The 19,522-nt window shown below is 62.8% G+C and carries 17 protein-coding genes; 8 read left to right on the forward strand and 9 right to left on the reverse strand.

Annotated elements, in window-relative coordinates; all coding sequences use genetic code 11:
• Positions 1–36: 36 nt before the first annotated feature.
• Positions 37–729 (reverse strand): EcsC family protein, encoded by a 693-nt coding sequence (locus tag HMPREF1531_RS05135; RefSeq protein ID WP_016668857.1) that lies wholly within the window; start codon positions 727–729, stop codon positions 37–39.
• Between the two features lie 123 nt (positions 730–852).
• On the opposite strand from HMPREF1531_RS05135, the gene HMPREF1531_RS05140 reads away from it, so the two are divergent.
• Together HMPREF1531_RS05140 and aat are read left to right on the forward strand one after the other, a co-directional pair.
• On the forward strand, positions 853–2,139 hold the full coding sequence (locus HMPREF1531_RS05140) for a citrate synthase (RefSeq protein ID WP_016668858.1): 1,287 nt from the start codon (positions 853–855) through the stop codon (positions 2,137–2,139).
• A gap of 40 nt (positions 2,140–2,179) precedes the next feature.
• On the forward strand, positions 2,180–2,965 hold the full coding sequence (gene aat, locus HMPREF1531_RS05145) for a leucyl/phenylalanyl-tRNA--protein transferase (protein WP_016668859.1): 786 nt from the start codon (positions 2,180–2,182) through the stop codon (positions 2,963–2,965).
• A gap of 128 nt (positions 2,966–3,093) precedes the next feature.
• Here aat and HMPREF1531_RS05150 read toward each other — a convergent pair whose 3' ends face one another.
• From HMPREF1531_RS05150 to eccB, 3 genes are all read right to left on the reverse strand, one after another.
• Entirely contained in the window at positions 3,094–3,387 is a 294-nt protein-coding gene (locus HMPREF1531_RS05150; protein ID WP_016668860.1) for a WXG100 family type VII secretion target, read from the reverse strand.
• 49 nt (positions 3,388–3,436) lie between these two features.
• On the reverse strand, positions 3,437–3,751 hold the full coding sequence (locus tag HMPREF1531_RS05155; RefSeq protein WP_016668861.1) for a WXG100 family type VII secretion target: 315 nt from the start codon (positions 3,749–3,751) through the stop codon (positions 3,437–3,439).
• A 224-nt stretch (positions 3,752–3,975) separates the two neighbouring features.
• Positions 3,976–5,460: a type VII secretion protein EccB gene (eccB, locus tag HMPREF1531_RS05160; RefSeq protein WP_016668862.1), complete on the reverse strand. Its 1,485-nt coding sequence runs from the start codon at positions 5,458–5,460 to the stop codon at positions 3,976–3,978.
• Positions 5,461–5,495: 35 nt separating this feature from the next.
• On the opposite strand from eccB, the gene HMPREF1531_RS05165 reads away from it, so the two are divergent.
• On the forward strand, positions 5,496–6,617 hold the full coding sequence (locus tag HMPREF1531_RS05165; RefSeq protein ID WP_016668863.1) for a type VII secretion protein EccE: 1,122 nt from the start codon (positions 5,496–5,498) through the stop codon (positions 6,615–6,617).
• Positions 6,614–7,213 carry a hypothetical protein gene (locus tag HMPREF1531_RS05170; RefSeq protein WP_016668864.1) on the forward strand — a complete coding sequence of 200 codons (600 nt, stop codon included), beginning with the start codon at positions 6,614–6,616 and terminating at the stop codon, positions 7,211–7,213. The genes HMPREF1531_RS05165 and HMPREF1531_RS05170 overlap by 4 nt, the downstream gene beginning before the upstream one ends.
• A gap of 88 nt (positions 7,214–7,301) precedes the next feature.
• Here the strand turns inward: HMPREF1531_RS05170 and eccD are convergent, their stop codons facing one another.
• Positions 7,302–8,708, reverse strand: coding sequence for a type VII secretion integral membrane protein EccD (eccD, locus tag HMPREF1531_RS05175; RefSeq protein ID WP_016668865.1), 1,407 nt, complete (start codon positions 8,706–8,708; stop codon positions 7,302–7,304).
• Between the two features lie 39 nt (positions 8,709–8,747).
• Between eccD and HMPREF1531_RS05180 the strand changes: the two genes are divergently transcribed.
• Positions 8,748–12,833, forward strand: a complete 4,086-nt coding sequence (locus tag HMPREF1531_RS05180; RefSeq protein WP_016668866.1) for a type VII secretion protein EccC — start codon at positions 8,748–8,750, stop codon at positions 12,831–12,833.
• 271 nt (positions 12,834–13,104) lie between these two features.
• Positions 13,105–13,467 (forward strand): hypothetical protein, encoded by a 363-nt coding sequence (locus tag HMPREF1531_RS05185; RefSeq protein ID WP_016668867.1) that lies wholly within the window; start codon positions 13,105–13,107, stop codon positions 13,465–13,467.
• Positions 13,468–13,601: 134 nt separating this feature from the next.
• On the opposite strand, the gene HMPREF1531_RS05190 is transcribed toward HMPREF1531_RS05185, so the two are convergent.
• A complete protein-coding gene (locus HMPREF1531_RS05190) occupies positions 13,602–14,903 on the reverse strand; it encodes a S8 family serine peptidase (RefSeq protein ID WP_156860180.1) in 1,302 nt (433 codons plus the stop codon).
• A gap of 67 nt (positions 14,904–14,970) precedes the next feature.
• On the reverse strand, positions 14,971–15,825 hold the full coding sequence (locus HMPREF1531_RS05195; protein ID WP_016668869.1) for a class I SAM-dependent methyltransferase: 855 nt from the start codon (positions 15,823–15,825) through the stop codon (positions 14,971–14,973).
• 78 nt (positions 15,826–15,903) lie between these two features.
• Between HMPREF1531_RS05195 and pheA the strand changes: the two genes are divergently transcribed.
• Positions 15,904–16,833, forward strand: a complete 930-nt coding sequence (gene pheA / locus HMPREF1531_RS05200) for a prephenate dehydratase (RefSeq protein ID WP_016668870.1) — start codon at positions 15,904–15,906, stop codon at positions 16,831–16,833.
• 2 nt (positions 16,834–16,835) lie between these two features.
• Here the strand turns inward: pheA and HMPREF1531_RS05205 are convergent, their stop codons facing one another.
• The gene (locus tag HMPREF1531_RS05205; protein WP_016668871.1) at positions 16,836–17,801 is read right to left on the reverse strand and encodes a diacylglycerol/lipid kinase family protein; all 966 of its coding nucleotides are present in this window, start codon (positions 17,799–17,801) and stop codon (positions 16,836–16,838) included.
• 101 nt (positions 17,802–17,902) lie between these two features.
• Here HMPREF1531_RS05205 and serS point away from each other — a divergent pair, with 101 nt between their 5' ends.
• A complete protein-coding gene (gene serS / locus HMPREF1531_RS05210; RefSeq protein WP_016668872.1) occupies positions 17,903–19,177 on the forward strand; it encodes a serine--tRNA ligase in 1,275 nt (424 codons plus the stop codon).
• A gap of 75 nt (positions 19,178–19,252) precedes the next feature.
• Here serS and HMPREF1531_RS14120 read toward each other — a convergent pair.
• Positions 19,253–19,522, reverse strand: a 270-nt coding sequence (locus HMPREF1531_RS14120) for a hypothetical protein (RefSeq protein ID WP_016668873.1), incomplete at its 5' end; no start/stop codon positions are given.

Genomic DNA, 19,522 nt, shown 5'->3' on the forward strand with positions numbered 1-19,522 from the left:
CAGCTTCGAGATGACCTGGGTGGTTCTTCCTCCAGCTCAACCACCGGGAGTCAGCCGTGGCCTCCTGGACACGAACTGTTCCCGGGCATACCGGGCGATGGCCATGGTGTTCCAGGTGTCGGTGATCGCCCCCACCCCGGCACCGATCACCGGGATGCGCCGGGCCACCAGCCCGAGGGCCGCCTTACCCCCCGAAGCGGTGAGCATCGCGGTCATCACGCGTTCGGCAATCTGCTGCCCCAGGGCCTCGTCGAGCCCCGGGGCGGTCGCCAGAACCAGTGGCGAACCCGGAAGCTGTCCCTTGGCCACCAGATCGTCAACGATCCGCTGCCCCAGCAGGGTCATCAACACCGCGTGCCGGATCCGGGTCTCGTCGACGTCGTAGCCGCGCAGGTGGGCCACGCACCCGACCAACCGGGCATGGAGAATCGCCAGACCGGCGAACCCGGCCGGTGCCCCAATGAGCATCGTCGCGAACCCACCGATGTTCGTCACGAAACCCTGGGTGCCCGACCAGGCAAGATGGGTGGTCACCAAGGCATCAAGAGCCGCTTCGACCTCCCGGTGATGCTCCAGGGCCCGGCCCGCGCTAGCCCGAGAACTGGGCAGCACCGAGTTGCCGTCGATACCGAGATCGACGAGTTGGCGAAGCATCCGGCCCGCCATGTCTGGCGCGCTGCTGGGTGCTGCTGCAATGATCGACTTGCTGAAATCAGGGCTCTCGGGCATGGGACCTCCAACGGATTCGATGCACCCAAACTTATCGGGTGCACGCGCCCGTATCATGAATCTGCTGATCCGGATCAGGATCACCCGAGACCATGGGGGTACGCGTTCCAGGGAAGGACCACGATGGCCGACACAGCAAAGATTGAGATCGATGGAAAGTGCTACGAGTTGCCGATCGTCACCGGCACCGAGGGCGAGCGGGCACTCGACATCTCGAAGCTCAGGGCCGAGACCGGGCTGATCACCCTCGACGACGGCTACGCCAACACCGGCTCCTGCCGCTCCGAGATCACTTTCATCGACGGCGACCAAGGGATTCTTCGCTACCGCGGGTACCCCATCGAGGTACTTGCCGAACGCTCCAGCTTCGTTGAGACCGCATTCCTGGTGATTTTCGGGCATCTACCCGACCACGAGGAACGCGAACGCTTCTCCGAGCAGCTGACCCGCTCGTCGGCCCTGCATGAGTCGATGATGAAGCACTTCGACGCCTTCCCCACCAACTCCCATCCGATGGCGATCCTGTCGGCGATGATCAACGCCCTGTCCACCCATGAACGCCCACGCATCGACCCGGGCGACGAACAGAACCTGGAACGCTACGCGGCGCGGCTGATGTCCAAGGTGCGCACCATCGCAGCGGCCTCCTATAAGTCGTCGATCGGGGACCCAATCATCTACCCGCGCCATGACCTGAAATACGTGGACAACTTCCTCCACATGATGTTCTCGGTGCCCTACCAGAACTACGAGGCCAGCCCCGAGGTGAGCCATGCTCTCAACATGTTCTTCGTTCTGCACGCCGACCATGAGCAGAACTGCTCCACCTCGACGGTACGCATCGTCGCATCCGGTCAGGCCAATCTCTACGCGGCCTGCGCCTCAGGTGTGTCGGCCCTGTGGGGGGCCCGGCACGGTGGGGCGAATGCCGAAGTAGTGCAGATGTTGCAGCGCATCCAGCGCGAGGGAATCACTCCGCGGCAATTCCTCAGTGAGGTGAAGGACCGCACCTCACCGGTCAAGCTGATGGGCTTCGGGCACCGGGTCTACAAGAACTTCGACCCCCGTGCCAAGGTGCTGCGGGAGGCCGCCGAACGACTGCTGTCATCAATGGAGATCCACGACCCGCTGCTCGACCTGGCCCACGAGCTGTCTGAGGCCGCGCGCCAGGACGACTACTTCGTGGAACGCAAGCTCTACCCGAATGTTGACTTCTACTCTGGGATCATCCTGCGAGCCATCGGCATCCCGCTGAATATGTACACCGTCATATTCGCCATCGGGCGCATGCCCGGCTGGATCGCCAACTGGCGAGAACTCAACGACAACCCGGGACAGCGGATCTATCGTCCCCGCCAGCTGTACGTCGGCAACCCGCTGCAGGACTGGGTGCCGCGCCACCAGCGCTGATCACCCACCTGCCCGGCCATCACCCGAGAGGCAAGGCGGGGTGACGCCAATTCCCTGGCACTTGATCCATCTCAGCGTCGCCGTGGCCGGGTGGCACACTGGGGGCGTGCTCATGGAACTGTTCGGACCGCCCAGCTCATGGCCTCACCAGGACCTGATAGCGATAGGAACGGAGTTCACCCTCGACCTGACGTTGGCTGCCTACTGCTCGGGTGCCTTCCCGATGCCGCTGAATTCCGACGAGACCGAGGCCACTACCGGGTGGTGGTCGCCGCTGCGCCGCGGCGTCCTCCCACTGGACTGCCTGCGGGTCGCCCGGAGCCTGCGGAAGACCGCACGTCGCTACACCACCACCATCGACCAGGCTTTCCCCGAGGTGCTGGAACGATGCGCCGACCCTCACCGGCCCCTCGGCTGGATCGATGAGGCCGTCAAGCAGGTCTACACGAAGGGTTTCGAGGCAGGCTTCGTTCATTCGGTGGAAACGTGGGATGACGAAGGCCGCTTGGTCGGTGGACTATACGGGGTGAGTCTGTGGGGATTATTCGCCGGGGAATCAATGTTCCACGATCCCCTGCTCGGCAGAGACGCTTCCAAGGTTGCTCTCATGAGGCTGGTCAGTCACCTGCGGGGAAGGCCCGACGGCACCGCCCTGCTCGACGTCCAGTGGCGTACTGACCACCTAGCCTCCATGGGCGTGATGGAGGTCGATCGCGGTGAATACCTCCGGCGTCTCGATGCGGCCCTCGTCAGGGAAAACACCGAGTGGTCCACCGAGCGACTACCCGGCGATTGGGGCTACGAGCAACAAGACCGCACCGGATGATCCGCCATCATTGAGGCAAGATCACATTGGTCCTACCCAGGATCGGCACTCACCAGGGCATGAAGAATGGGGCCCACCGAAGTGGACCCCATTCTTCATGACTCTCAAGGCATGACACGCCGTGAGTATCAGCCCCAGCGGCCCTGAACCTTCTTCTCGTTGGAAGCGTAGTTGTCAGTGATCTGGGTCAGGCTCGTCCTCATCTGACTCACGATGTTCTGCATCTCCATGTACTGGCTGTCCCAGCGACGCTGAACTTCCTGGTACGCCTCGGTCGCGGCGCCGGCCCACTCGGCCAGGGAGACCTTCAGCTTGGACTGCAGATCGTTCAGTTCCTTCTCGAGGTTGTCAGCGGCCTTCTGCAGAGCAGCAATGCCCTGCTGCATGCCCGCATCCGAAACCCTTGTGAAATCACCACTCATTGTTTACTCCTGTGAAATCTGTGTGTTGTGTGCTTGTGGAACTGCGACGTCAGCCGTTGATGAGGCCGCTGATGGACGAAACAGACTGAGTCTGCTCTTCCTCGTTCGTGGTGTAGTCCTGGGTCGACAGCTTGAGCTGCTCGGTGATCTGGTTCAGTTCCTGGAGGGTCTTGTTGAACCTCTCGTTGAACGCACCAACCGCGCCGGCGAACGCGGAGGACGCGTTGCCGACCCACTGACCGGCGAGGGCTTCCATCTCGCTGGTGAACGTGTTCTGCACGCCCTTGATGGCGTTCTCGGCCTCGCCGAGCTCGTTGGTGGCCTTGAGCAGTTGTGCCCGATCTTGCTGCTGGTCTCCAGCCATTGGGGATTCCTTCCACTTGCGGTACTTCCAGCGAGCAGTTCTCGCTGTCGTGTTCTTACGTGAACAACATTAGAGGCCAAGGGGTCACCGGGGTATCCGCTCGAATACTCAAAAATGAGGGCGTCTTCTCTGAGTACCCAACTCCGAGGTGTGCGGGGTGAACACTGCAGCGAGTACCCCAGGCCAGGCGGTCCCCCTGTCGTCACGGGAGATGAATCTCCTTGTCATGCCGGTGCATCCTTCTTGAAGTCGGCCGGCAGAGCGGGGGAGATCTCGGATGCCGACAGCTTCACCTTCGCCTCACCCAGCAGTTTGGTCATGTAGCTGGGAACCCGGAGGACCTTGACGGAGTTCTTACCGCTCACGTTGTACCCGAGAGCTTCCCGCGAAGCCGCATCGGGTATGCCGTAGACCTGCGAGTCTGAGAGCAGGAAGGTGGGGCCGTGGGACGAATTTGCCACGGGAATGCTTTCGTCCTGCAGCAGCACCCCGTTGAGGGACGGCATCTTGATGTAGTCGGCATAAGCCCTCGAAGGAGGCTGGTCGGTGACCCGCTTGGGCAAGGACGGGGTGGTCTGGCCAAGAGTGATCACCGGAGTGGTACGGCCTGCGTTGGCGCTCGGATCCACATAAGTGGCACAGATCGATGCGCTGGCATCCCGGGATTCCGGTGCTGCCGGGCGCTCCATCGGAATGCCCTCGGTCTTCAGCACCGGGTTACGCAGGCTCGTCGCTTTCTCCGCGGCCTCGGGAGTGATCTTCGTCGGATCAGTCTTGGTGGTGTCGAAATAGGCCAGTTCGGTGGCCATATTGAGGAAAGAAGTCTCGGCTAGGCCATCCTCCAGCTGCACAAAATACCTGGGCTGGGGATTCACCTCGGTCGCCTCGACCATCGCCACGGACCCGATCCGCAGATCGGACTGAGCCTGATTGCTCGACGGTGTGCCGCCGCGGTTGTTGATCGGCAGCGGCTCGACCGGCAGGCCGATCGGCAGGGAGGCCAGCCAGGCATCGCCGGCCTTCAGCACCGGCAGCGTGGATGCTGCTGGTGCGCGTCCCGAGGAGTTGCGCCACAGCTTGTGCGCCACTCCGTTGACCACCAGGAACTGGTTACCCGCATTCTGCGGCTCCACCGTCTCAATGACGGCCGCCACGTCATCGCCGACGGCTGTCGTGGGCACCGAGCCGTCGGCGGGGCCGGCCTCGACCGTGATGTAACGCTGGTCATTGCTGTTCGGCTTAGTGGAGCAGGTGCGCAAGGGATAGGGGTTCATCTGCGTGTTCGACGGCAGCTGGCGGGGTGCATCGGGGATGCCGCGCATCGTGTCTTGGGTGATGCCCTGCAACCGGGAAGTTTTCACCACGGAGATGTCGGCAGAGCCCATAGCCAACCGTGCGGAGGCGATGTCCGCCATCGGCATCAGCACAGGCCCGTCTTTCTCTGAGACGTAGTAGATGAACAGCAGGCCCGAACTCACGTCGGTGACCAAGGTTCCTTTCTCGTCCAGGGTGCCGCTCCCCGGGCGGATGAAACCGAACAGGCCGCAGCCCGCCACGATCAACACACCGATCATGATTCCGACGAAGGTCCCCGTGGTGACCCTCTTCAATGGTCGAGTTGGGTTGTCCGGATCGCGGTCGATGAAGGACGAAGACAATCGCCCAGTGATGAAGGACTGTGCCTTCAGGAGGTCCTTGCGTGACGCCATGGGTCCTAGAGTAATGGCGCAGGGGAGGAGGAAAGATGAGAATGTCGCGGGCACTTGCCCTAGAGATCGTCGTCATCGTGGTGGCTTTGTTGGCTCTGAAAGGTGGCGTGCTGGGTTACGCTTTGGCGGGATTGTTGCTTGTCACAGCCTTGATCCTGGGGGTTCCGATACGTCGGATGACCCTCATTGACAGGATGGTGCGCAGGCGGCGTTTCCGTCGCAGGAACGCCCCTTCACGGCGTTCGGCAAATCTGCCAACGTCATTGGCTCCGCTGGGCAAGTGGGTTCCGGAGTTGTCGGTCAAGCAGACCCGTTCGGCACGTGGCGACGACGTCGGGGTGGTCACCGACGGGGAATGCTGGACCGCTTTGCTGGGCCTAGTCACCGACGACCAACTGTTCCCCGACAAGTCCCGGGACATTGATCTGTCGGCCCTGCGCGGGCTCACCGTCCAAGACGACATCACCTTCGCGACCCTCCAGGTGATCGATTTCGTGGTGCCCGCGCCATCGCGGGTGATGCTCCCCAACGGGTCGGTTGCCATCGAGTCCTACAACCAGATTCTCGGCTCGGCGTCCGTACCCCCGTCGGTGCGTCGCACCTGGATCGGGGTTCGCCTCGACCCGCGTCTGTGTTTGGAGGCCATCGGCACCCGTGGCGCCAGCGACGAGGGAATTTATGCGACATTGAGGTTCGGGCTGCACCGGGTGCAGTCGGCCCTCAAGAGGCAGGGCATCATTACCCGTGAACTGACGGCTAACCAGATCAACGACGTGCTGGCGGTGACCGCCGGAACTAGTGCTGACGCATTCGGCCAGCCTTCGGTGGAGCACTGGGATCACTGGAGTTGTGACGGATTCGAGCATGCCGGGCGGGTCATCGAATCCTGGGGGCCCACACCCGCCGAGACCCATGCGGAAGTGTTGCAGACTTTGTCAGGCCTCTCCATCATCTTTGGGGTGTGTTCCTACACCCTGGATTCTCATGACCGCTCCGGAGGTGCTGTCAGGGTGATGACCACGAATGTTGCCGCGGCCCAGAACGCTTTGGCCGCGATCAAGAAGTCCAGCCCGCGCGTCGACTTCGCCGCACCGGGTGGCGAACAGGTGCCGGTTCTGCTTGGTACCATTCCGATGGCAAGGCAGGTGGCCGCATGAGTACGAGTGGAATCCTGTTGGGACACAGCCGAGATAGCTCGCCCGCGGCCCTGCGCCTATTCCGTCCCCAGCCGACAAGGGTCTTTACCTGCGTTAGGGACTACATGAAATGGGTCCTGATTTTCCGCTCGGTGGCCTTGGGAGCGCACATCACCTTGGTGACCACCAATCCCCGCGCCTGGACGGTATTGGTGCAGGCGCTCCAGGCTTGTGGGGGCACCGTCGAGGTCACCTCCGATCCGACCGCGATCCCAGGTCAAGGTCGGCCTTATCGTCCATCGCTGGTCGTGGACGATTCCGCAGAGGCCGATGGCGCGCGGATGTCCCTGGGGGTCTGGCAGTCGGTCCTGGTGCTGGAAGATGCCGCGTCGTCGTCTGCAATTCATGCGATGCGAGCCTGCGATGTCACCCTCGTCTCGCCCTGCGACGGGCGTGTATCGGAGAATATGAAACGCGGCTTGGCGTTGAACTCCCAGCTGCTCAAGCAGACGAACAATCTTGCGGAGAACGAACTCATCGTCGCTATGCCCCGCCGGTTGGAGCGGATTACCATGCCGCCGACCACCATCGAATACCAGATGTTATTCGGCGGCTGATGCCCTGAGGAGACGGAAAGAAGGCGTAGAGGGCGTCACCAGACCCACCACCTTCGCGGAACTCCGCAGCAGGTTTGAGGGTCGCGGCCTATCGGGCCCCGGTGAACAGAGTCTGTACCCAGCCGTAGGTGCCTATCACGCCTAAGGTGAGTGGGAACACTGCCATCACCGCAAGCCACTCGACGATGTCACCCCACCGCCCGAAGGTCGGGGAGAGGATCTTTGCGTATCCGACGGCTGCGTAGTGGGTTAGCGCGACTGCGCCGCCGGAGAGCACGACGACGATCAGCAGGGCATGCAGAATCGGGCTCGTGGGCATCCAGGCAAGCCAACCAATCGCGGAGATCATGGTGACCAGGGTTCCGCTGCTGAGTAGGACGAGACGCTGGCTGAACCCGACGAAGGCCCGCGCGCGCATCATGAGGGCTAGCCCTGCGCAGGTAGCCAGACCTACATGCCAACCCCCGCCGTGGGGCAGTAGCAGCAGGCAGAACAAGACGATGTCGATGCATGCTGCGGTGAGCATCGCGGCGAGCAGCCGGTCGGCGAACACGGCTCGGGATACGATGTCAGGCTGGACCGGTTCCTCATCGGCGAGGATGTCATCGGCGGTGTTCGGCAAGGCAGGAAGGTGGATCTGGGCGATCCGGTATGACCATGTGGGCATCATCGCCGTCGTGGCGAGTAACACGGCCACCCCGACCCCGGCGGATTGCACCGTCCAACTCGGGTTCAGGGCTGCGATGACGGATGCCACCAGCAAACAGCCCGATGCCGCGGCAACCGAGAACAAGGCCATCTGGGTAACGGCCGCTGCCAGGGCGCAGGCCGCTGACATGCCCAAGAGCAGTGCAGAGGTGAAGACGAGTTTGACCGGCAATTCCGGCCGGTCGAGCAATTGGAAACCGCCGATCCCGGCCAGCGCCACCGCAGACCATGCCAGTGCAGCCGAGACGCGGTAGCGGCCTGCGGCCCGGGACAGAGCGATGGATGCGATGGCTGCGGCCAAGGCAAGGATCAGGGCGGCAGTTGCTCCCCAATAGCCGCGGTTGCCCACGGGTTGCTGAACTGCCTGCAACATCATGGCTCCGGTTGGCACGCCGACCAACGCGGTGATCAATGCGCCGATGGTGAAACTCCGGGAATGCTTAGGTTGCCAAGCAGGTCGCTTCGCGGTGGTCGAAGAGACCGCATCGACGACATCGTCGAAGGCGGCATCGGGCAAGGCAGCCTCGCGCTGGCGCAGGTAGAGGGTCTCGCCATCACGAATGTTCAGCCTTGAAACCTGCACATTCGGATCGAGTGGATCATGCCCGAAGCGTTGCAGGACCCAGCCATGAACCGCCTCTTGTGGGGTTCCTCCCTCGTAGCCCGAGAAACGCACCACGGAGGGCAGAAGCTCTCCGAGGGTGACATTTCCCGGCAGCGCGAGGTCGACGCGCCTTGTCGGTGAAATCACAGTGACCCGGGCGAGGTCCTCATCAGCAGCACTCACGGGGCAAAGCCTAACCCGGTTTCAGGGCATGATGGACCCATGGGATTGGTGACCTTCAATCGGCCCAAGCGGGTCGTGCAGCCGGCGCTGCCGCGAGGAGACGTCCTCCTGGAGCCGCCTCCTGAGATCCCGCCGCCACCCACCGGGCGCAATTTCGGAATGATTCTCCGGATGCTCCCGATGCTTGCTGGCGGCCTGGCCATGGGCCTGATGATGATGGGTGGCGGTGGCCTCGGCGGTGGCCGGGGAGCCATGGGTGGTGTGGTCGGCGTGCTGTACGGGGTGTCGATGCTCGGCATGGTGATTTCTTCAGCAGGCCGGGGCAACGATGAGCAGGCCCAGCAGCTCGACGGGAATCGCCGTGACTACTTCCGCTACCTCGGACAGACTCGCAAGACGCTGCGCGAGGCGGGCGACCAGCAGCGCGCCTCGGTCGAATTCCGTCATCCAGCCCCGGATATCTTGTGGACCCTCGTCGGCGAGCGCCGGATGTGGGAAAGACGCCCCGAGGATGAGGACTTTGCCGCGGTGCGGGTCGCCGTCGGTTCCCAGCAGTTTGCCAAGCGGATCACCCCTCCCGAGGCGCAACCAGTGGAGGACCTTGAACCGCTGACTACCGGCGCTCTGCGTCGATTCATGCGCACCCACCGATTGGTCTCCGATGTCCCACTGGCGATGAACCTCGACGGCTTCGAGCAGATCCGGCTCATCGGTGATCCGGAGAAGTGCCGGAAACTGGCCTTCGCGATACTCGCCCAGACAGCCATCTGGCACACGCCCAACGACCTACGCATCATGGTCGCAGCTGCCGAATCGATGCAGGATCAGTGGCAGTGGGTCAAGTGGCTACCCCATCTGCAATCGCCCGCCGAGACCGACGGTGTCGGCCCGGTACGCATGTTCGCTACCTCCGCCACCGACCTGAGCACCATCGGCGCGAGGGCCCAGGCTGACAGCGACCATACCCCGAGAGTGAATCTCATCGTGGTCGACGGGCTCGCCGATGTGGCCTCCACGACGTTCTCCACTCCGGGAACCCACGCCACCGGGCTGTATCTGGGCACTGACGACGGGCTTCCACGCAGGATCGATCCGAGAGTCGCCTTCATGGAGATCACCGATTCCGGGGAGTTGATCTTGTACCGGCGCGGCAGCAAGGGCCAGCAGGCCCGTACCTCGCTGGGCCGGGCCGATCAGGTGGAGATGGTCTACATGGAGATGCTCGCCCGTCAGATGGCCCCCTACCGGATGCCAGACGCGGTGACTGCTGAGATCGAGGAGGAACCCGAGGTCGTCTTCGAGGCGCCGAAGGACTACCCATCAATGCTCGGGGTAGGTGATCCGCTGACCCTTGATGTCCGCGATGCATGGCGGCTGCGGCCCCTGCACCAGCACCTGCGCATTCCCTTCGGCACCGGGGAGCATGGCCAGCCCGTCGAACTCGATATCAAAGAATCCGCCCAAGGTGGTATGGGCCCGCACGGCATCTGCATCGGTGCAACCGGTTCCGGTAAGTCTGAGTTCCTGCGCACCCTGGTGCTCGGCATGGCGATGACCCACGATCCCGAGCAGCTCAACTTCATCCTCGTTGACTTCAAGGGCGGTGCAACCTTCCTTGGCCTGGACTCCCTGCCACACGTCTCGGCGACGATCACCAACCTGGAGGATGAGTTGATTCTCGTCGACCGGATGCAGGACGCCATCGGTGGCGAACTGGACCGGCGCATGGAGGTCCTGAGGGCAGCGGGCAATTTCAAGAACCGCGAAGACTACGAGAACGCCCGTCAGGCGGGCGCCGATCTGGAACCGATGCCTTCGCTGTTTTTCATCGTCGACGAGTTCTCTGAATTGCTGACCGCCCGGCCCGAATTCATCGACCTGTTCCTGCAGATCGGCCGAGTCGGTCGATCCATTGCGGTGCACCTCCTGTTGGCCTCCCAGCGACTTGAGGAGGGCAAACTGCGTGGTCTGGATACCTTCTTGTCTTACCGCATCGCCCTGCGCACCTTCTCGGCCGCGGAATCCCGCACCGTCATTGGCGTCGGCGACGCCTACGAATTGCCCTCGCCTCCTGGTAACGGCTACCTCAAGGAGGGCACCAAGGATTTGGTGCGGTTCAAGGCGGCCTATGTGTCGGGTCCTTGGCATGGTTCCCCGACAGCGTCGGCTACCACTTCGACCTCGGAGCTCACCCTCACCGCCCCGACCCGGTCTTGGACTCCGCCGGTCCTCGAATTCCTTCCCGAGTTCGTCCCGAAGGTGACTCCACCGCCGGAGGCAGAGGAAACCCCGCCTCAGTCTTTGGACGAGTCCCCCGCTGCCGCCGAGCCTGCACCGATGGATAACGACGATGACGAAGAGGAAGAGGAGACCCTGCTCGGTCTGACAGTGTCTCGGCTGCGCGGTCATGGTTATCCCGCTCACCAGGTGTGGCTTCCACCGCTGGATGATCCGCCGACCCTGGACTCCCTGCTGGGTCAGGTCGGGGAGGTGCCCGGGCGCGGCCTGCAGGTGCTGGATACTTCGCTGCACGGTCGGTTATCAACTCCCGTCGCCCTCATCGACCGGCCCCGGCATCAGCGACGCGATCCGTTGTGGTTGGATTTCTCCGGTGCCGGCGGCCACATGGCCGTCATCGGTGGTCCGCAGACCGGCAAATCCATGGCTCTGCGTACCTCCATCGCATCGTTCTCACTGACCCACACTCCTGCCGAGGTTGGCTTCTACGTACTCGACTTCGGTGGTGGCGGTCTCATGTCGATGAGGGATCTGCCCCACGTCGGCTCGGTCACCGGGCGTCTCGACGTCGACCGGGTGCGCCGCACGATCGCTGAGGTGAACTCGCTGCGGGCCTCCCGGGAACTCATGTTCGCCGAGCGGGGCATCGACTCGATGACCGCCTACCGACGTGGTCGTGCCGAAGGGAAGATTCCGCCGGACCGCTTTCCCACCGATGTCTTCTTGGTCATCGACGGGTGGAGCACCTTCAAGACGGAATTTGAGGATCAAGAGGCCACCGTGCAGGCGTTGGCCACCTCCGGTCTGGGTTTCGGCATCCACATCTGGGTGGCCTCCAACAAGTGGATGGACATCAGGGCGAATGTGCGTGACTCCTTGCAGACCAGGGTGGAACTGAAGCTCGGTGATCCCTTCGAATCCGAGGTGAACCGCAAGGCTGCAGCCCTGGTTCCTTCTGATCGTCCGGGTCGTGGCATTAACGCTCAGGGGCTGCACACCCTGATTGGCCTGCCTCGCATTGATGGGGTGGAGAATGCCGACTCCGTCTCCGACGGCCAGCGCAACCTCATCGAGATCTCCCAGAAGCACTGGCATGGCCCCAAGGCCGCCGAGGTGCGCATGCTTCCCATGGACTTCCCGCTCTCGTCGCTGCCGACTATCTCCTATGACGGGGTCAACCGTGGAATCCCGTTCGCCCTGGATGGCGAGGAACTTGCGCCGGTCATCTTCGATCCGATGAGCGAGCCGCACGTCGCCTTCATCGGCGGTCCCGAATCGGGCAAGTCGAATATCCTGCGCATCATGCTGCAGGGCATCGTCACCCGGTTCACGCCGAAAGAGGCGAAGATCGTCATCGCCGACTACCGGCGTTCCCTGCTGGGTGAGGTTCAAACCGAGCACCTCCTGCCGGGCGGCTACTGCGCCTCCGCGCAGGCGGCCAATGACATGTTCGCCCAAGCCGCCCAGGCGGTTCGTTCCCGATTGCCTGGCCCCGATGTAACCCAGCAGCAGTTGCGTGATCGTTCTTGGTGGACCGGTTCGGAGCTGTTCATCGTCATTGACGACTACGAATTGGTCGGCACCTCGATGAACAATCCGATAAGCAATTTTGCCGACCTCATCTCCCAAGCTGGTGATATTGGGTTGCACATCATCGTTGCCCGGGGTGCCGGTGGTGCGGGGCGTGCCCTCTACTCCGATCCGCTGTTCACCAGGATGAAGGACCAGGTGAATCCGGGCCTGGTGATGAGCGGCAATAGGGACGAAGGTGGCCTGTTCGGCGACGTGCGACCTAGTCAGCTGCCAGTGGGTCGTGGCACCTGGGTTACCCGTACCGGCAAAGTGCTGATCCAGACGGCTCATTCGCCGGTGAAGGAACTGAGCTGATGCGCCTCACATGAAATAAAAATTCACTTAGTGAAATGCACTGGGCATAAACTACCCAGAACTGGATTTCACTGGCAGATTTTTGGGCCGTGGTGGTGCTGCTAATGCTTTGCGCGTCGGCGGCACCACCACGTGAGATGATGCTCCTGACATGTTGCATAGGGTGGGCTCTGGGTCCATTTCCATTGTACGGAGGTTCCGTGCACATGAGTCGCGCGATCGGGGCCAACCCCTATTCCCTGGTTGTTGTAGGTTGTGGGATTATTCCTTCATGACCATGGAGAATCCCCGCGACGAGTTCCACACCGAGACCGCCTACAACGACTCCTTTGACCAAGTCTACGGATGGACTCAGAACCCAACCGGGCAACCGGATACTTCTCATCAGCAGATGGTACCGATGCCCCCGAGCCCGCCTGCTGTTCCGGTGGGCGGTTACGAGGAACTACAGCGGGACCGAGATCGCCGTGCCATGACGCTCAGGGTGGTGATTGCCCTGGTATTGGCTGTCCCGCTGACCGCGATTGCAACCGTTCCGGGCGGGATCGGTGGGTTCTTAGCCATGGCAATGACATGGTGCGGCATTATTGCCGTCGTCGCCTTGTCCAGTGGAAGAGGTTTCCCGCGGCGTTGAGTAGTCCGATACGCAGGACTCATTGGCTGCCCCCACGGACTGTCCCCACGGATGAGCGATGGCCTGTGCGATGGATGACTGCGCGACAACGGTGTCTTGAGAGGTTCACCGGTCGCCGTGCATGGGTGCCCTCATCAATCCTTTTCAGCCGGTTGCCCAGCACGTTTGCGCGCGGCAGGCAGGGCCACCTTCAAGCCAACGCCGATGATTACCCCGGCGAAGGTGAGAGCCGCGACGACCAACGCGGCCTGCAGCGCGGCCTTGGACCGGCGTGGCGGAGGCGGTCGGTCATCAGGTGCCGCAGTGTTTGTGGGGGAGGGCACATGATCGTTGTGCACCGGAGCAACACCGGCCAGGGCCCTGACCGGGTTGACGATCCCGTGGCCCAGTTGGTCATCGGGTACCGGGCCTGCGGGGGGATCAGCGCTTTGTTCGAGGATCTGCTTGACATCAGCGGGGGTGAGTTTCACTCCCGTATCCCGGGCATGCTGGATGAGCAGCGCTGCCAGCCCCGACACGATCGGGGCGGCATAGGAGGTGCCGGTCTGGCCGTAGGCGTAGACCTGCCCGGTGGCCGTCGCGGAGGGGGCTAGCCCGGTGAGATCCACTCCGGGTGCCGCGACCGAGACACGGCCCGGCATCGACATCGAATTGGGACTGGCAACGTCGGCGGCATCGGTCATGCCCACCGAGATCACCCCTGGGTAGGCAGCTGGGTAGGCCAGCGGGGCCCCGCCCATGTCATTGGCATTGCCTGCGGCGGCCACGACGATGATGCCGGCATCCAGTGCGGCCTTGATCGCGTCGGCGTACTCGCCGCGGTTGAGGTTCGCGGCTTGGGAGATGTTGATCACATCTACGTGCATCGCGATGGCGGCGCGCACCGCAGCAATCACGCCATCAAGCTCTTGGGCGCTGGTTCCGTAGAGTGCCCGGACACCGATGATCTGGGCATCGGGAGCGATGCCGGAGAACTGCGTGGGCCCGTCCACCGACTGGGCCGCGGCTAGGGAGGCGACGAAGGTACCGTGCAGACATTCCCATTTGTCACTGGGGTTGGCGTTCTGGAGCGGGGGCAGCACGTTGTAGGCCGAGAAACGTCGCGTCGGGGTGTACTCGGAACCGTTCACCTGAATACCGGTGTCGATGACGGCGATCTTCACTCCCTTGCCGGTGGCAAGCTTCCAGGTCTCTTCCATGTTGAGGCGTGACAGATGCCACGGCGTCTCATCGGGAGCGTCCTCGGTGGGAATCAGGGTGTTGCAGGCATCTGCGGCGATCTGTTCGACGGGTATCGACTGGAGGGCAGTGGTGGCATAGACCGGGGAAGGCAGCGGTGGCGCAGTGTCGGCGTTCGCCGGGAGGGCGCAGGTCATGGTGAGACCGGCCGCGGTGGCCAGCACCGCGAACCTGGTGGGGAATCCACTTGCTCGCACGCCCCAAGGTTATCGGTGTTGTGGGTGAAAGTGACCAATAGGATCGCTCGTGGACTTCAATCCCGGGTCAGGACGGGGTTGGACGATGGGCAACGACCGCCAGTTGCAACGGTAGACAATTGCGCATCGCCTTATCGATGAAGCGGAATCCCTCCGGGCAGGGCTCCATCGCATCGGGCCAGCGACGCCATGCCGAGTACCTGGTCTCGGTCACCTCGTCGATGACTAGTCCGGCATCCAGCAAGGCGGTGATGATCTCGGCCACGGAATGGTTCCATTGGTGGCTGCGCGTGTGGATGATGGCCGGCGCATCGCCGACAGGCCCGACATAGGAGGTGTCATCCTCCCAGGTGCTTGGCTCAACGGCCTGGAAATAGGGTTCCCGTAGCACCAAACCGTTGCTCAGGTCGTCGCCGATGGCTTGGAAGACGGGATGGTCGTCGCGGAAGACGAGCCGGCCACCGGGTTTCAGCAGGGATGCGATCACCCGGGCCCACCCTGCGACGTCGGGCAGCCAGCACAGCACACCGATTGAGGTGTAGAGGACATCGAAGTCGCCTGTCACCGCGGCCCGGGCATCGTAAACGTTGGCCTCCACGAAATCGATGTTCGCCCTGGCACGTTCGGCGATGGCCCTGGCTCGGCGCAGGGATTCACCGGATAGGTCGAGGCCCACCACGCGGGCGGCTCCCATCCTGGCCAAGGAGATGGTGTCCAGACCCAGGTGGCATTGCAGATGGATGACCTCACGCCCGTTCAACTCACCCAGCCGGTCGCGATCCAGGGCTATTTCGGCGGTGATTGCCTCGGGGGATGCGAGCAGTTCAGCGATGCCGTAGCCGCTGGCCTCATGGACGGCTGCCCGGTCATCCCAGTTGGCGCGGTTGTCGTCGAACCAATATGCGCGTGAGGCATGGGTCATGGTGCGAGTATGGCACAGTCGTTTTCCGCCCAGCGGGTGCCGAGGACCGCCAGATGGGGCACTCGCTAGGGTGTGTCCATGCACGGATATTTCGGTCCCGAGGGAACTTTCACCCATCAGGCGCTGCTCGCTTTAGCCGAGGAACGTGGGCTCGATGTGTCCGAGGCCAAGCCCTTCGCCACTGTCGCCCAGGCTTTGGATGCGGTGCGTCTCGGCGAGGTGAGCGCATCCCTGGTGCCGATCGAGAACTCCGTCGAGGGTGGGGTGTCGGCGACCCTGGACAATCTAGCCTCCCCGTTAGCCCCCTTGCAGATCATCGCCGAGGTGATCATTCCGGTCACCTTCGATTTGTGCGTGCGTCCCGGCACCCGGATGGCCGATATCCGCACCGTCATCTCCCACCCACACGCCATCGCTCAGACCCGGGGGTGGCTGGATGCCCACCTGCCCGCAGCACGGATCGTTGAACGCGGTTCCACCGCCGGTGCCGCGCAGACCATAGCCGACGAGACCTCCGGCCTCGACGCCGCGGTGTGCGCATCGGTCGCGGGTTCCCTCTACGGGCTGGAATCGCTGGCTCACGACATCTCCGACAACGAGGCGGCCCTCACCCGGTTCGTGCTCGTCGCCCCCACCGGGCGACTGCCGCAACGTACCGGTCATGACAAGACTTCCTTGGTGGCCTACATTCACCAGGACCGGCCGGGGGCGCTGCTCGATATCCTCCAGCAGTTCGCTGTGCGCGGGGTCAACCTGTGCCGTATCGAATCACGCCCGGCGAAGACAACCCTGGGCGAATACTGCTTCTCGGTTGACGCCGAGGGCCATGTTCTTGACGAACGCATGTCGGCCGCCCTCCAAGGGCTCAAGAGAACCTGTCAGGATGTGGTCTTCCTTGGTTCCTACGCCCGGGCCGATCGTAAGGCACCTGCCACCCCCTTCGGCGGCACCGACGAGGACTATGCGATCGCTCGCAACTGGATCGACGAGATCCGCTCCGGGAACTGAACTCAACCGAGAAGCGTCGTATCGCGCAGCCCCAAGTGGTGCAATGGGGTGACCACGTGCAACACGCCGGGGTGGACACTGAATTCGAAGATCTTTCCGGTCCCTATCGTGTCGCCGTCGACCTCCCACGGCATCGGTTTGTCGAAGCTCAGGGTTATGCGCCGACCCGCATCGAACTGGACCGCCCGGGATTCGGCTCTCGCCCGTCGTCTCAGGTACCGGCTCCTGAGCAGTACGCCCAGCACCCTGGCCCAGGCTCCCGGGATGTAGGGGGTGGCGGTCACCAGATCGATCTGCCCGTCGTCGGGCCGGGCATCGGGAAAGAGCACGAGCCCGCCCTTCAAGGAATGGGTGTTGCCCACCATGACGAGCACCGAGCGACGTTTGACTGGGGAGCGGGCATCGATCTGGATACGCACCTTCCGGGGCGGGGTAGCGATGTGTTTTGCGAAGGCCAGCACATAGGCCCCGGAACCGATCACCTTCTTGAGGTCTTCGTGGGTGTCGCGCATCATCGCCGCGTCGAATCCCACTCCCGCCATGCCGGTGAACCATGTGGGGTGGCCGGTGTCGTGGTCGATGATCAGCCGTACCATGTCCATCGGGCGGTGTGGGGCATTCAGCGCGATCTCGACGGCCTCGGTGAGATCCATCGGTATTCCCAGGTTGCGAGCCATTAAATTCCCGGTGCCCAGCGGAACTAGACCGCAGGGTACCTGGGTGTCAATGAGTCCCGAGGTGACTGCGCGGACGGTTCCGTCGCCTCCGGCCGCCAGCACCAGATCCACCCCGTGACGCAGCAATTCGGTGGTGACCCCTGTTCCCGGATCATCGCGAGTGGTGGGGTACACGGCCACCACCTCGTCGTCATTGTCGGTGATCGCGTGGGTTATCTCCTCGGCGAATTGGCTGGGGTCAGCGGTTTTGGTGGGGTTGAACACCACCCCCACTCGGCGGGCACGCTCCATGACAACCGCCTTTCTTCCCCGGCCTCCACCCTACCCCGGCCTTCGAACCGGCCGATGGTCCCGGCTCGATCTGGCCTGGGCACGCCACTAGGATGACCTCCATGATCGACCCGAAGGTGTTGCGCACCGATCCCGACAGGCTCCGTCGTTCCCAGCAGGCTCGTGGTGAATCCGTGGAACTGGTGGATGAGGCAATGTCTGCCGACGATGCCCGTCGTAGAGCGATCAGTTCCTTCGAGACCACCCGTGCCGAGCAGAAATCCCTCGGTGGGCAGGTGGCCAAGGCCTCGGGGGAACAGAAGGCCGCCCTGCTGGCGCGCACCAAGGAACTGTCGGCGAAGGTCAAGGAACTCAACACCGCGGCCGACGAGGCGAATGCGCATTTCGAAGAGGTCATGAAGCGCTTCGGCAATCTGGTCATTGATGGGGTTCCGGTCGGCGGCGAGGATGACCTCTACGTCATCGACCAGGTGGGCACCCCGCGCGATTTCGCTGCCGAAGGCATCACCGTGCGTGATCACCTGGAGATCGGCGAGAAGATCGGGGCCATCGATATGGAGCGTGGCGCCAAGGTATCGGGTTCCCGCTTCTATTTCCTCACCGGCCCCGGTGCACTGCTCGAATTCGCCCTGATGCAGCACGCCCTGGCGATGGCTACCACGTGGGGGTTCACCCCGATGGTCGTCCCCGCCTTGGTGAAGCCCTCGGCGATGGACGGTACGGGTTTTCTGGGTCAGGCCGCCGATGATGTCTACCACTTGGAGCGTGACGACATGTATTTGGTCGGCACCGCGGAGGTGGCGTTGGCTGGGTACCACGCCGATGAGATTCTCGACGGCGACACGCTGCCCCGCCACTATGCCGGGTTCTCCCCGGCTTATCGCCGCGAGGCCGGTTCCTACGGCAAGGATACCCGCGGTATCTTCCGGGTTCACTGGTTCGATAAATTCGAGATGTTCGTCTATTGCGCCCCGGAAGATGCTGAGGCCGAGCACGCCAAGCTGCTGGGTTATGAGAAGGAGTTCATTTCCTCGCTGGGCATTCCCTTCCAGGTGCTCGATGTTGCTTCCGGTGATCTGGGGCTCAGCGCCGCTCGCAAGTACGACTGCTATGGGTGGGTGCCGTCTCAGGGCAAGTATCGTGAGATCACCTCGACTTCCAATTGCACCGAGTTCCAGGCTCGTCGCCTGAATATTCGGATGCGTGATGCCGACGGGGTGCGCCCGCTGGCTACCCTCAACGGCACCTTGTGCGCGATGAGCCGGATGATCCTGATGATCCTGGAGAACAACCAGAACGCCGACGGCTCGGTCACCGTACCCGAGGTGCTGCGCCCCTGGATTGGCGGTCTGGAGATCTTTGAGGCCATCAACTGAGCCACGGGAGTGATTACAACGCGTTGGTAGCTTACTGGATCGTTAACGCCGAATCATCAAGCGCATCAACAGCAATCATGGCGCGAAAGAATATTTGAGTCCACAAACTCTCCAAGAATCATCAACTGAGTCTCGTTCCAAGAAGCCAACCATCCAGTCGTGGTATTCGCCCGATTTGGACCAATAGTTGAAGCTAACCGGTGTCGACAGCACCCAAAGGTTTTGGGGTGGGCGCGGCGTGACATCGTCTGGTATTTCGTATTTGATGATGCGGTCGTCGTTCAGGTTGAACCATTTTTTGACTTTGTGCCAGCAGGGTCCGGCGATGTGTTGTCCGGTTTTTTC

The sequence above is a fragment of the Propionibacterium sp. oral taxon 192 str. F0372 genome (assembly GCF_000413315.1).
Classification (GTDB): Bacteria; Actinomycetota; Actinomycetes; order Propionibacteriales; family Propionibacteriaceae; genus Brooklawnia.